Source organism: Streptomyces sp. NBC_00775, from assembly GCF_036347135.1.
Classification (GTDB): domain Bacteria; phylum Actinomycetota; class Actinomycetes; order Streptomycetales; family Streptomycetaceae; genus Streptomyces; species Streptomyces lutosisoli.
Genome location: NZ_CP108938.1, coordinates 5,894,693 through 5,907,362 on the forward strand (window position 1 = coordinate 5,894,693; position 12,670 = coordinate 5,907,362).

The window sequence follows — 12,670 nt, forward strand, 5'->3', positions numbered from 1 at the left end:
GAGTGCTACGACAGTGCCCGTCGGATAAGTCGGATGCAGGTGACATGGGGGCTGGGCTCCGTTTCTCGTGGGGGTGGGCCGAGCGGGTGCCGAGTGGGGAGCCTAGGGGTAGTGCTTGAAGTTTTCAGTAGTTCGCTCGGGGGCGTGGGGTTTTCCCTATGCGTGAGGAGTCCGCGGGCGGGCGGAGTCCCCGGACACGCGAGGAGCCCCCGGCCTGGGCCGGGGGCTCCTCGGGATATGTGCGGCTGTCAGACGCTCACGCCGAAGTCCTGGGCGATGCCCACGAGGCCCGACGCGTAGCCCTGGCCGACCGCGCGGAACTTCCACTCCGCGCCGTTGCGGTAGAGCTCGCCGAAGACCATGGCGGTCTCCGTCGCCGCGTCCTCGGAGAGGTCGTAGCGCGCGATCTCGGCGCCGCCGGCCTGGTTGAGGATGCGGATGTAGGCGTTGCGGACCTGGCCGAAGTTCTGCGAGCGGGTCTCGGCGTCGTAGATCGAGACCGGGAAGACGATCTTGTCGATGTCGGCGGGGAGGCCCGCCAGGTTGACGTTGATCGCCTCGTCGTCGCCCGCGCCCTCGCCCGTGCGGTTGTCGCCGGTGTGGACGATGGTCTGGTCCGGGGTCTGCTTGTTGTTGAAGAAGACGAAGTGGGCGTCCGAGTAGACCTTGCCCTGGGTGTTGACCGCGATGGCCGAGGCGTCGAGGTCGAAGTCGGTGCCCGTGGTGCTGCGGACGTCCCAGCCGAGGCCCACGGTGACGGCGGTCAGGCCCGGAGCCTCCTTGGTGAGCGAGACGTTGCCACCCTTGGACAGGCTTACAGCCATTGTTGGGAGTCCCTTCCCTCGTTGCGTACGAACACTGTGCCCGTACGTATGGGCTTCGTACGGGCACGAAGCTACAGCTACCACTAGGAACGCCAAGAGGGGCACCGAAGGTTCCAGCTCCCTTTACTTTCTTTACCTTCTTGACGGAGGCGCTCTGGGTGGAAAAGAGGGTGACGTGGACCGGACAGACACGCGACCATGGACCCATGTCCGGTCCTTACGTCATTCGCGGCTCCGTCTCCCTTCCCGAGGCCGAGCTCATGTGGCGTTTCTCGCGATCCAGTGGGCCCGGCGGGCAGCACGTCAACACGAGCGACTCCCAGGTCGAGCTGCGGTTCGACCTCGCGAAGACCGAGGCGCTGCCGCCCGTCTGGAAGGAGCGCGCCCTCGCCAAGCTCGCCGGGCGGCTTGTCGACGGGGTCATCAGCGTGCGGGCGTCCGAGCATCGGTCGCAGTGGCGCAACAGGGAGACCGCGGCCGTACGACTCGCCTCCCTGCTCGCCGAGGCCAGCGCGCCGCCGCCCAGGCCGCGCCGGGCCACCCGTATCCCCCGGGGCATCAATGAACGCCGGCTGCGCGAGAAGAAGCAGCGCGGGGACACCAAGCGGGGCCGTTCCGGGCGGGACTGGGGTTAGGCGAGGGCTCAGCCAGGGGCTCTGCCCCTTCGACCCCGTGAGTTGTTCGTCGGCTGCGGACCGGTGGGGGCTGGTCGCGCAGTTCCCCGCGCCCCTAAAAAACCGCCGGCCCGCCCCGGGTGCCTTTAAGGGGCGCGGGGAACTGCGCGAGCAACCCCCACCCACCCGCACCCGACACACGGCCCAGACCCGCTTGTCACATCCACTCCCCACGATCCGTCAACCCACTGTCGGGACGGACCGTGACGAGGAGATGTCTACCCATGAGTGACGTGAGCGGCGAGAACGGCGTGAACGGCGTGAACGGCGGCGCATTCCCGGGCAAGGGCGAGCACGAGTTCCTCGCCGAGCGGTTCGAATCGCATCGGAGCCATCTCCGCGCCGTCGCCTACCGCATGCTCGGCTCCCTCACCGAGGCCGATGACGCCGTGCAGGAGGCCTGGCTCAAGCTCAGCCGGGTCGACGCCGCCCGGGTCGACAACCTCGGGGGGTGGCTGACGACCGTCGTGGGGCGGGTCTGTCTGGACCTGCTGCGGTCCCGTCGGACCCGGGGCGAGGAGTCCTTGGAGGAGCAGCCGGGGGTGCGGATGCCGGAGCCGGTCATCAGCCCCTTCGGCGGGATCGACCCGGAGCAGGAGGCGCTGCTCGCCGACTCGGTGGGGCTGGCCCTGCTCGTCGTACTGGAGCAGCTCGCGCCCGCCGAGCGGCTCGCCTTCGTGCTGCACGACCTGTTCGCCGTGCCGTTCGACGAGATCGCGCCCATCGTGGGCCGTACGCCGGCGGCGTCCCGTCAGCTCGCCAGCAGGGCCCGGCGCCGGGTCCAGGGTGGGGCGCCCGCGCCGGATCCCGACCTCGCCCAGCAGCGGGAGGTCGTCGAGGCGTTCCTGGCGGCGGCGCGCGACGGTGACTTCGACGCGCTCGTCGCGGTGCTCGACCCGGATGTCGTGGCCCGCTCGGAGGCCGGTGTGACCGCCGGTGCCATCGCCGTGGCCTCGGGAGCGAGCAGCTTCGCGCATCTCGCCCGCATCGCACGGCCCGCCCTCGTCAACGGTGCGGCGGGTTTCGTGGTGGTCGCCGACGGGCGCCCGGTCAGCGTCCTCGCCTTCACCGTCGTACGGGGGAGGATCGCCGTGATCGACATCCTCAACGACCCGGAACGGCTGGCCGGGCTCGACGTCACGGTCCTCGACCGGTGACCGAGTGGCCCGAGGGATCAGCCCAACTGCCGGTAGCGGCCCTTGAAGTACATCAGCGGCCCCCCGTCCGCGCTCGGCACCTGGGCCGTCAGGACGCGGCCGATGACCAGGGTGTGGTCGCCCGCGCGCACGCGCTGCTCGGTACTGCACTCCAGGGTGGCCAGGGCGCCGCCCACCAGGAGTGCCCCGGACGCCTCGCCGCGGACGTACGGGATGTCCTCGAAGAGCAGCCGGTCGCTGATGCGGCCCTTCATGGCGAAGCGGCCCGCGATGTGGCGCTGGCTCTCGGAGAGCACGGAGACGGCCCACAGGGGCTGTTCGTCGAGCAGGTCGTCCATGCGGGAGCCCTCGCGCAGGCTGACCATGACGAGGGGCGGGTCCAGGGAGACGGACATGAAGGCCGTCGCGGTCATGCCGACGTCCTCGCCACCGGGGCCGTCCGGGTCCAGCGCGGGCTCGTGTGCGGTCACCAGGACCACGCCCGCGGCCAGCCGGGTCATGGCGGCGCGGAACTCGTCGTTGCTCACCCCCTCAGCATGCACGGACGGGGTGGGTGGAGCGGCAGGGGGAGTCTTCAGCACGCCGAAACGCTAGTGTCCGCCCCCGGGGTGGCACATCGGACCTCGGCCCGAGCCTGGTCCTAGGACCACCGACGGAGATACCGACCGAGATGCCGACGGCAACGCACCTGGACAACGGACACAATTGCTCACAGTGTCTGCACAGCTCCGCAATATGCGTTCAGTAAACGCACGGTGAAAATGCAGAAACCTCACTCAATTGTTCATCTTCAGCTGTGACTTGAGTCACAGGAGCCATATTTTGTTGACCCTGTGTACCGAGTGGGCAGCGCGCTGTGATTCAGTGGCGGGGAAGCTGAGCAAGAAGCTACCAACTAGTACCACCTAGTACGCCGAGAGAACCCTGGAGTTGCTGCGAGGTCTCGAGGGGAGGGCGCATGGAGACCGAGTCGGAGCCCTACGTCCGTCTTGCGACCCTGCGGCAGCTGCACACCGTGATGGCGGACATGAACACCGCCCGCAGCCTGGCCGACACGCTGCAGACCGTCGCCGACGGCGTGGTCACCGGCCTCGGCTTCGAGCTGGCGTGTGTCAACCTCGTACGCCCGGACGGCGACCTCGTCGTCGCCGCGCTCGCCGGCAACTCCGCCGCCGAGGCCCTCATCACCGGCCGCGTCGGCTCCCGCGCCTCCTGGGACCGCCGGCTGAACATGGGCGAGGCCTGGGGCGACCTCCGGTTCATACCGCACACCGAGGGCTGGGTCCTCGACGAGGACGACGTACCGCAGTGGTACACCGACGGTCCTGCGCCCCGCTTCGAGGACGAGTGGCACCCCTCCGACCGTCTCTTCGCGCCCATGCACACCCCGGGCGTCTCCGGCGGCAGCTGCGGCGAGCTGATCGGCGTCCTGTCCGTGGACCGGCCGCGCAACGGGCGGCGGCCGGGCGCGTGGGGGCGTGAGGCGCTCCAGATGTACGCGTTCCAGGCCGCCATCGCGATCAGCAACGCGCGTCTACGAGCCAATATGCAGCGCGCCCTCGTCCGCCTTGAGCGCGAACAGCAGGCCCTGCGCGCCAGCGAGGAGTCCTTCCGCCAGGCCTTCGAGTACGCGCCGAGCGGCATGGCGATCGCCGAGATGGGCGGCGACCAGCACGGCCGCATACTGCGGACGAACGACGCCCTGTGCCGTCTCCTCGGCCGCCCCGCCTCCGCGATGCGCCGCTACTCCTTCTCCGACCTCGTGCACCCCGAGGACATCGGCACCCTGCTCAGAACGTCCGCCGAGGGCGGCCGGGCCGAGCTGCGGCTCGGGCGGCGCGACGGCAGCTATGTCTGGGTGCACCTGCGCAACTCCGTCGTCGCGGACGCCGCCGACGGCCCCCGTTTTCTGCTCACCCACGTCGAGGACATCGAGGAGCGCAAGCGGCGCGAGCTCCAGCTCGCCCACCGCGCCTCGCACGACGCGCTCACCGGCCTGCCGAACTCCGCCGAGCTGCGCTCCCGGCTCAGCTCCCGCCTCTGTCAGCGCCCGCAGTCCCTGCCGCCCGGCGCGGTCGCCTCGCTGGACGCGGCGTACGGGCACGGGCAGTTCGCGGAGCTGCCGGGAGGCCAGGGCGGGTACGACGGGAACGGCCACCCGGCGTACGACAACAACGGCCACGGCTTCGACTTCCAGCCCAGCTCCGAGGCGTACGACGCCTTCGACCACCACGTGCACACGATCGCGCCCGAGGGCGAGACGGACGACGGCACCAAGGGGCTCGCGGTCCTCTTCTGCGACCTCGACGGCTTCAAGTCGATCAACGACCGGTTCGGGCACAACGCGGGTGACGCGGTCCTCATCGAGGTGGCGAGACGGCTCACCCACGCCGTCCGGGACGGCGACACGGTGGCCCGCCTCGGCGGCGACGAGTTCGTGGTGCTCGCCGACGGGCTCGGCCGGGCCGACGCCCAGGACCTCGCCGTACGGCTGCGGAACGCGATCATTCCGCCCATCCGGGTCGACGGACGGGCCGTCCGCGTGGGCGCGAGCTTCGGCATCGGATGGGCACACTGCGGCATGACGGCGGACGAGGTGCTGAAGTCCGCTGACGAACGGATGTACATCGAGAAACGGTCTCGTCCCAAACAGCATCGGCGTGCGGGATAAATAGCAGGTCAGTGCGTTGATGCGGTGAAGACCCCCCGTTTGACTCAGCAAGAGCGGGTAGGCTCGCCCTTCATCCGTATGACGCATCTGAACCGCACCCGCTGAGGAGACCTAGGGATGACGCCCGGCAACAACGGCGCGAGCACGCCCGAGGACGACGACCCGTTCGGCTATCTCTACGCCGATGGTCAGGCCAACGGAGCCACCCCGCCCCCTGGAGGCGGCGGCTACGGCTACCCCGGCTCGGTCAACAGAGTGCGGGCGGTCGGCGAGCGCCAGTACGGACAGCAGCCCGGCTACGGCCAGCAGGCCCAGCCCGGCTACGGCCAGCAGCCGCCGACCGCGCAGTACGGCCAGGTGCCGCAGCAGCAGGCGTACGGCCAGAACGCGCACTACGCGGCCCCCGAGACGATGGGCGGCGCGCCCACCAGCCGGCAGCCGCTGCCCGGTGACGGCGGCGGGCGCGGGCGCGGTCCCAACACCAAGGGCCTCCTCATCGGCGCGATCGCCGTGGTCGCCGTGGTCGCCATCGGCATCGGCGTCGCCATGCTGGGCGGCGGCGCGGACGACGACAACAGCAGCGACAACGTCAGCTCGACCCCCTCGACCGCACAGAGCGCGTCGCCGAGCGCGTCGGCGTCCAAGAGCTCCGGTGCCTCCGCGGAACTGCCGGCGGTCGACGCCAAGGCGCTGAACCTGGGCACCGGTGTGTCCACGGCGTCGGACGTCGAGGGCGCCCTGTCCGACGGCGGTGTCTATGTGACGGGTCTGAACGCCACGGGTGCCTCCGTCACCTGGAACGTCAGCGACATCCCCAAGGCCGGCGCCTACACGCTCTTCGCGCGCTACAGCGCGGCCGGTGACGACCAGTCGATGACCCTCACCGTCAACGGCAAGGTCTTCGGCTCCAAGCTGAGCATGAAGAACTACACGGGCGCCGCCGACGGTGACTTCGCGAAGGGCTGGACGAAGACCTACGCGTATCCCACCCTCAACAAGGGCACCAACACGATCACCATCTCCTGCGGGGACGGCGACAGTTGCAACGTCCTGCTCGACCAGCTGTCCCTGAAGGAGGGCCAGGTCGGGGACTAGGCCGACAGGGCCTAGCGGCGGCCTGGCTGTCCAGGGCGGTCACGCCGCTGTGGCGTCGGCCGTCACCGCTATCTGGTCCAGCAGCGTCTCGTACGCCGCGCGGTCGAACTCGCCCGCCACGGGCGCCAGTACGGTCGCCGCGGACAGGGCGACGGCCCGGGCCAGGCGCTCCGGCCACGGCAGGTGCTCCACCAGCCCCGACAGCAGGCCGGCGACCGCCGAGTCGCCCGCTCCCGTCGGATTGCCGTGCACGTGGCGCGGCGGGGTGGCCCGCCAGCGGCCTTCCGCGTTCGCCGCGAGGAGGCCCTCCGCGCCCAGCGAGGCCACGACCGTGTGCGCGCCGCGCCGGCGGGCGTCCCGGGTGGCCTGCGACGGGTCGTGGGAGCCGGTGAGTTCGGCGAGTTCGTCGGCGTTCGGCTTCACGATGTCGGGGCGGGCCGCGACCCCGCGGCGCAGCGGTTCGCCGCTGGTGTCCAGCAGCACCGGGACCGCCGACGCGCGGGCGGCCCGTATGAGCTGGGCGTAGGCGCCGACCGGTACACCCGGGGGCAGGCTGCCGCAGAGGGCCACCGCCGAGGCGGAGCGCAGCAGATGCTCGTACGCCTCCTGGAAGGCCGACCACTCGGCCGGGGTGATCGCCGGTCCCGGCTCGTTCAGCTGAGTCGTGTCACCGGTCGCCGTGTCGACGACGGCTATCGTGCGGCGCGTCGATCCCGTCACCGGGACCAGCGCGTCCACCAGCCCCGGCGTGTAGGTGAGTTGGTCCTGCACCGCGCGGCCCGTCGCGCCGCCCGTGAAGCCCGTGACCGTCACCTCGTGGCCGAGGGCGGCGAGCACCCGGGCCACGTTCAGGCCCTTGCCGCCCGGGCGTTCGGTCACCTCGGTCACCCGGTGCGAGGTGTGCGGCCGCAGTGACCGTACGTGATAGGTGAGGTCGAGAGCGGTGTTCAGTGTGACCGTGAGGATCACCTGGGCCGACCTCCCCCGAAGAGAATCATCAAGTGGACGCTCGGTATGCGGCGGTACGCGCCGACCGGTTGTCCGGAGGCTCGATCATGTCAAAGACAACGGCGGTCGGCCCAGTCCCGCGGGCCAACCGCCGTGCTTGAACAGGCAATTGTTGTACGTCGGTAGCCATTCGCCCTGCTCGGGCAAGGGGTCAATCATCCCAGTTGGGGCTCAACCACCCATTCGCCCCTGCGCATTACGCCCTTGACCCCGAAGTCGGCGTCGAGAAGCACCAGGTCGGCGTCCTTGCCCGGCTCCAGGGAGCCCACCTTGTCGTCCATGCCGAGCAGGCGGGCGGGGTTGGCGGAGAGGGCCGCCACGACGTCCTCGACCGGCAGCCGGTCGATCGTCACCGCGCGCTGGAAGGCCCGGTCGAGCGTGAGCGTCGAGCCCGCGATCGAACCGCCCTCCACCAGGCGGGCGACGCCGTCCGCGACCTCGACCTCCAGCGGGCCGAGCATGTAGCGGCCGTCGCCGAAGCCCGCCGCGTCCATGGCGTCGGTGATGAACGCGACTCGGTCGGCACCCGCGTGACGGAACGCCAGCTCCAGGGAGGCGGGGTGCAGATGCGTGCCGTCGTTGATCAGCTCGACCGTGACCCGCTCGTCCTCCAGGAGGGCCGCGATCGGACCGGGCGTGCGGTGGCCGAGCGCAGGCATCGCGTTGAACAGGTGCGTCGCCACGGTCGCGCCCGCGTCGATGGCCTTCTTCGTCTGCTCGTACGTCGCGTCGGTGTGCCCGATCGCCGCGATCACCCCGTGCTCGGCCAGCAGGCGTACGGAGGCGATGCCGCCCGGCAGTTCGGTGGCGAGCGTGACCATCTTGGCCCGGCCGCGCGCCGCGTCGATCAGCTTGCGGACCTCCGCCGGATCCGGGTCGCGCAGCAGCTCCTCGGAGTGCGCGCCCTTGCGGCACGGCGAGATGAAGGGGCCCTCGAAGTGGATGCCCGCGATGTCGCCCTGCTCGGCCAGCTCGGACAGCAGCCCGGCGCGCTGGGCGAGCCCGTCCATGTCGCCGGTGACGGTGGAGGCGACGACCGTCGTGGTGCCGTGCAGCCGGTGCGTGTGGACGCCCTTGAGGACTTCCTCGACGGTCCCGGAGGTGAAGGAGGCGCCGCCACCGCCGTGGTTGTGGAGGTCGACGAAGCCGGGGACCAGCCAGTGGCCCCGTACGTCGATGGTCTCCGCGTCGGCGGGACCGCTCCCGGCGATCCGCGTGCCCTCGACGATCACGCGGCCGCCGTCCACGATCCCGGTGGGCAGGACCACCCGGGCGCCGGCGAGAACCTTTCTAGGGGCCATCAGGTGGTTACCTCCGAGCGGTCGGTGATGTCGGTTTCAGCGGTTTCGTCGGTTTCGAGTAGATCCCAGGCCAGCAGTCCCGCGCCCAGGCAGCCGGCCGTGTCGCCGAGGGCCGCCGGGACGATGGCCGGCAGCTTCTGGAAGGTGACGCGCCGCTCGACGGCGGCCCGCAGCGGTGTGAACAGCGTCTCCCCGGCCTCCGCCAGGCCGCCACCGATGATCAGGGTGCGCGGGTCCAGCAGAGTGAGCGCGGTGACGAGCCCGTCGGCGAGCGCGTCGACGGCCTCCTGCCAGACCCGTACGGCGCGGGGGTCCCCGGAGTCGACCGCCTTCGCGCAGTCCGCCGCGTCCGCCTCCGGATCGCCGGACGCCTCCGCCCAGGCCTGGCTGACGGCCGCCGCGGACGCGTACCGCTCCAGACAGCCGTGCTGCCCGCACGGACACGGGGTCCCTCCGGGGCGTACGACGATGTGGCCGATCTCGCCCGCGAAGCCGTGCGCGCCCTCCTCGACGCCGCCGTCGATGCCGATGGCGCCCGCGATTCCGGTGCCGAGCGGGACGAACAGGAACCGGTCCGCCCCCTGCCCGGCGCCGATGCGGCCCTCCGCGAGCCCGCCCGTGCGCACGTCGTGCCCGAGCGCGACGGGTACGCCGCCCAGCCGGTCGCCGAGCAGTCGGCGCAGCGGGACGTCGCGCCAGCCGAGGTTGGCCGCGTACACCGCGATGCCGTGCGCGGCGTCGACGATGCCGGGGACGGCGACTCCGGCGGCGACGGCGGGCCCGCCGAGGTGCTCCGCGCCGTACGCGCGCAGCTCGGCGGCGAAGCCGAGGATCGTCTCGACGACGGCCTGCGGACCGCGCTCCCGGCCGGTCGCCCGGCGTGCCTGGTGCAGCAGGTCGCCGTCGGCGCCCACGAGGGCGGCCTTCATCCCGGTGCCGCCCACATCGAGGGCGATGACATGTCTCACGGGGGACAGTGTCGCCCCTTACCCCAGGAGAGGTCTAGTCCACTCACGTGGTGTAGACCTTATATCCGCATGCCGAGACGGATGCAACGGACGCACAAGCAAATGCGGCCAGGGGTCGGCCAGGGGCCGGCCCGTGCTGGCCGGGGGTTGGGAGACAGAGCAGTGCAGCGGCGTAGGACAGGACTGACCGCGGTGGCGCTTGCCATGGGCATGACGGCGACACTCGCGGGCTGCGGCAGCTCGGACGCTTCCTCGGAGGTGACCCTCAAGCTGGTGGCCGCCGACTACGGCGACTCCTCGGCCAACAGCTCCCAGAAGTACTGGGACAAGCTGGTCAAGGAGTACGAGGCGGACCACCCGGGGGTCAAGGTCGAGGTCAGCGTCTACTCCTGGACCGACGTCGACCGCAAGGTCAAGGAGATGGTCGCGGCGGGCGACGCGCCCGACATGGCGCAGATCGGCGCGTACGCCGACTACGCGGCGAAAGGCCAGCTCTACAAGGTCGACGACCTGCTCTCCATACCCGTCGAGGCCAACTTCGTCCCGCAGCTCACGGACGGGAGCCAGACCCAGTACGGCATGCCGTTCGCGTCCTCCACGCGGCTGCTCTTCTACAACAAGACACTCTTCACCGAGGCCGGCCTCACCCCGCCGCAGACCTGGAGCGAGCTCGCCGCCGACGCCAAGGTGCTCAAGGCCAAGGGCGTGAAGTTCCCCTACGCGCTGCCGCTCGGGCCCGAGGAGGCGCAGGCCGAGACGATGCAGTGGCTGCTGAGCGGCGGTGGCGGGTACACCGACGACGTCGGCGCGTACGCCATCGACTCGCCGGAGAACATCAAGACGTTCACCTGGCTCAGGGACGAACTGGTCGGCAAGGGGCTCACCGGGCCCGTCGCTCCCGCGAAGCTGAACCGTGCGGACGCGTTCGAGGCGTTCGCGCGCGGCGAGGTCGGGATGCTCAGCGGGCACCCCACGCTGATGCAGATGGCCGCGAAGAAGGGCGTGAAGTTCGGCATGGTGCCGATGCCCGGCATCGACGGCAGGACCAAGGCCACGATGGGTGTCGCCGACTGGATGATGGCCTTCAAGAAGAACGGCCACGGCGAGCAGGTCGGCGACTTCCTCGACTTCGTCTACAACGACAAGAACGTGCTCGCCTTCTCCCACGAGTACGACCTGCTGCCGGTCACCTCGTCCGCGTCCGACACGATGGCCGGCGACCAGGACGACCAGGACCTCGTCCCGTTCCTGGACGAGCTCCCCTCCTCCGAGCTGTACCCCGTCGGCAAGACGTCCTGGGCCAAGATCAGCGCCGACATCAAGAAGCAGATGGCCAAGGCCGTGAGCCCTGGTGGCAGCCCGACCGGGGTCCTCGGCTCGCTCCAGAACGAGGGGATCATGGCGGACAGCGCGGGCTGACGCTGTCAGTGGCGGGGGTTACGGTGCTGTCCATGGAGGACCTCACGTCGCGGGAGCAGGGGATTCTTGCCATGGAGCGCCGCGGGTTCCCTGGGCCGGGAGCCAAGGAGCGCGCGATCCGGGAGCAGCTCGGCCTGCCCCCCATCCGCTACTACCAGCTCCTCAACGCCCTCCTCGACGACCCCAGGGCCCTCGCCCACGACCCGATAACGGTGAACCGCCTCCGCAGGGTCAGAGACTCCCGCCGGGGAGAACGCTGAGGGGTTCCTCGCCCCCGCCGCCCCTACCCGTCCCATCCGTTCCTGGGGGCTGCGCCCCCAGACCCCCCTAAAAGACTGCGCAGTTCCCCGCGCCCCTGAAAAACGGGGGGCCGGGCGTGGAAGGCGTGGGGCGCAGCCCCGCATTCCAGGGGCGCGGGGAACTGCGCGAGCAACCCCCACCGTCCGGCAGCCGACGTACGACCCCGCTTTTCAGGGGCGCGGGGAACTGCGCGAGCAACCCCCACCGTCCGGCAGTCGACGTACGACCCCGCTTTTCAGGGGCGCGGGGAACTGCGCGAGCAGCCCCCACCGTCTGGCAGCCGACGTACGACCCCGCTTTTCAGGGGCGCGGGGAACTGCGCGAGCAGCCCCCACCGTCCCGCACCCGACGAACCACCCCCGGCAGGGGACCGCGCCGATAGGGTCGGCACATGGGCAGCCATGCGGAATCCACGGACTCCTTGCCGACCCCCGCGACCCCCGCGGGACGCGACGGCCTCGACGCCATCCTCGCGCGGCCCGCAAGGGCAGTGATCGCACTCGACTTCGACGGAACGCTCGCCCCGATCGTCCCCGACCCGGAACAGGCCCGAGCCCACCCCGCCGCGGTCCCCGCCCTCGCCACCCTCGCCCCCAAGGTCGCCTCCGTCGCCGTGATCACCGGCCGCCCGGCCGGCGTAGCGGTCCGCCACGGCGGCTTCGCGGGCGTACCGGGCCTGGAACACCTCGTCGTCCTCGGCCACTACGGAGCCGAACGCTGGGACGCCGTGAGCGGCACGGTCAACGCCCCCGCCCCGCACCCCGGCGTCGCCGCCGTCCGCGCCGAGTTGCCCGGATGCCTCGACAGGGTCGGCGCCTGGCAGGGCACCTGGATCGAGGAGAAGGGCCGCGCCGTGGCGGTGCACACGCGCCGCGCGTCCGACCCCCAGGCCGCCTTCGAAGCCCTGCGCGAACCCCTCACCGACCTGGCCACCCGCCACGGCCTGATCGTCGAACCGGGGCGGATGGTCCTGGAGTTGCGCCCGCCGGGCATGGACAAGGGGGTCGCCCTCCTGGAGTACGTCCGCGAGATCGGTGCCGAATCCGTCCTCTACGCCGGCGACGACCTGGGCGACCTGCCCGCCTTCGCCGCCGTCGACAAGCTCCGCTCCGACGGCATCCCCGGCCTCCTCGTCTGCAGCGGCAGCTCCGAGGTCGCCGAACTCGCCGACCGGGCCGACCTGGTGGTGGACGGCCCGCCCGGCGTCGTACGACTGCTGTCCGCGCTCGCGGCTCAACTGGACTGACGGGACC

The 12,670-nt window shown here is 71.0% G+C and carries 12 protein-coding genes; 7 read left to right on the top strand and 5 right to left on the bottom strand.

All coding sequences use genetic code 11. From position 1 onward, the window contains the following. Positions 1 to 248: 248 nt before the first annotated feature. Complete coding sequence (locus tag OIC96_RS26355; RefSeq protein WP_327429723.1) at positions 249 to 824, bottom strand: TerD family protein; 576 nt, start codon at positions 822 to 824, stop codon at positions 249 to 251. 206 nt (positions 825 to 1,030) lie between these two features. Between OIC96_RS26355 and arfB the strand changes: the two genes are divergently transcribed. Continuing rightward, complete coding sequence (gene arfB, locus OIC96_RS26360; protein ID WP_327429722.1) at positions 1,031 to 1,459, top strand: alternative ribosome rescue aminoacyl-tRNA hydrolase ArfB; 429 nt, start codon at positions 1,031 to 1,033, stop codon at positions 1,457 to 1,459. 263 nt (positions 1,460 to 1,722) lie between these two features. Beyond that, positions 1,723 to 2,655: a sigma-70 family RNA polymerase sigma factor gene (locus OIC96_RS26365; RefSeq protein WP_330305477.1), complete on the top strand. Its 933-nt coding sequence runs from the start codon at positions 1,723 to 1,725 to the stop codon at positions 2,653 to 2,655. A 17-nt stretch (positions 2,656 to 2,672) separates the two neighbouring features. On the opposite strand, the gene OIC96_RS26370 is transcribed toward OIC96_RS26365, so the two are convergent. Next, the gene (locus tag OIC96_RS26370) at positions 2,673 to 3,182 is read right to left on the bottom strand and encodes a flavin reductase family protein (protein ID WP_406501756.1); all 510 of its coding nucleotides are present in this window, start codon (positions 3,180 to 3,182) and stop codon (positions 2,673 to 2,675) included. Positions 3,183 to 3,613: 431 nt separating this feature from the next. Here OIC96_RS26370 and cdgB point away from each other — a divergent pair, with 431 nt between their 5' ends. Together cdgB and OIC96_RS26380 are read left to right on the top strand one after the other, a co-directional pair. Next, positions 3,614 to 5,326, top strand: a complete 1,713-nt coding sequence (gene cdgB / locus OIC96_RS26375) for a diguanylate cyclase CdgB (protein WP_330305476.1) — start codon at positions 3,614 to 3,616, stop codon at positions 5,324 to 5,326. Between the two features lie 117 nt (positions 5,327 to 5,443). Continuing rightward, positions 5,444 to 6,421, top strand: a complete 978-nt coding sequence (locus OIC96_RS26380; protein ID WP_330305475.1) for a CBM35 domain-containing protein — start codon at positions 5,444 to 5,446, stop codon at positions 6,419 to 6,421. Positions 6,422 to 6,460: 39 nt separating this feature from the next. On the opposite strand, the gene OIC96_RS26385 is transcribed toward OIC96_RS26380, so the two are convergent. From OIC96_RS26385 to OIC96_RS26395, 3 genes are all read right to left on the bottom strand, one after another. Continuing rightward, positions 6,461 to 7,390, bottom strand: a complete 930-nt coding sequence (locus tag OIC96_RS26385; protein ID WP_330305474.1) for a 1-phosphofructokinase family hexose kinase — start codon at positions 7,388 to 7,390, stop codon at positions 6,461 to 6,463. A gap of 194 nt (positions 7,391 to 7,584) precedes the next feature. Beyond that, the gene (gene nagA, locus OIC96_RS26390) at positions 7,585 to 8,730 is read right to left on the bottom strand and encodes an N-acetylglucosamine-6-phosphate deacetylase (RefSeq protein ID WP_330305473.1); all 1,146 of its coding nucleotides are present in this window, start codon (positions 8,728 to 8,730) and stop codon (positions 7,585 to 7,587) included. Then, complete coding sequence (locus tag OIC96_RS26395; protein ID WP_330305472.1) at positions 8,730 to 9,698, bottom strand: ROK family protein; 969 nt, start codon at positions 9,696 to 9,698, stop codon at positions 8,730 to 8,732. The genes nagA and OIC96_RS26395 overlap by 1 nt, the downstream gene beginning before the upstream one ends. A 162-nt stretch (positions 9,699 to 9,860) precedes the next feature. Here OIC96_RS26395 and OIC96_RS26400 point away from each other — a divergent pair, with 162 nt between their 5' ends. From OIC96_RS26400 to otsB, 3 genes are all read left to right on the top strand, one after another. Then, positions 9,861 to 11,117, top strand: a complete 1,257-nt coding sequence (locus OIC96_RS26400) for an ABC transporter substrate-binding protein (protein WP_443058364.1) — start codon at positions 9,861 to 9,863, stop codon at positions 11,115 to 11,117. Between the two features lie 32 nt (positions 11,118 to 11,149). Further along, complete coding sequence (locus OIC96_RS26405) at positions 11,150 to 11,377, top strand: DUF3263 domain-containing protein (RefSeq protein ID WP_330305471.1); 228 nt, start codon at positions 11,150 to 11,152, stop codon at positions 11,375 to 11,377. Between the two features lie 431 nt (positions 11,378 to 11,808). Next, on the top strand, positions 11,809 to 12,663 hold the full coding sequence (otsB, locus tag OIC96_RS26410; protein ID WP_330305470.1) for a trehalose-phosphatase: 855 nt from the start codon (positions 11,809 to 11,811) through the stop codon (positions 12,661 to 12,663). Positions 12,664 to 12,670 lie beyond the last annotated feature (7 nt).

Coding starts and splice junctions, on each gene's coding strand:
- nagA (WP_330305473.1), bottom strand. CDS start 8,730: ATGGCCCCTAGAAAGGTTCTCGCCGGCGCCCGGGTGGTCCTGCCCACC.
- otsB (WP_330305470.1), top strand. CDS start 11,809: ATGGGCAGCCATGCGGAATCCACGGACTCCTTGCCGACCCCCGCGACC.
- arfB (WP_327429722.1), top strand. CDS start 1,031: ATGTCCGGTCCTTACGTCATTCGCGGCTCCGTCTCCCTTCCCGAGGCC.
- OIC96_RS26355 (WP_327429723.1), bottom strand. CDS start 824: ATGGCTGTAAGCCTGTCCAAGGGTGGCAACGTCTCGCTCACCAAGGAG.
- OIC96_RS26405 (WP_330305471.1), top strand. CDS start 11,150: ATGGAGGACCTCACGTCGCGGGAGCAGGGGATTCTTGCCATGGAGCGC.
- cdgB (WP_330305476.1), top strand. CDS start 3,614: ATGGAGACCGAGTCGGAGCCCTACGTCCGTCTTGCGACCCTGCGGCAG.
- OIC96_RS26380 (WP_330305475.1), top strand. CDS start 5,444: ATGACGCCCGGCAACAACGGCGCGAGCACGCCCGAGGACGACGACCCG.
- OIC96_RS26365 (WP_330305477.1), top strand. CDS start 1,723: ATGAGTGACGTGAGCGGCGAGAACGGCGTGAACGGCGTGAACGGCGGC.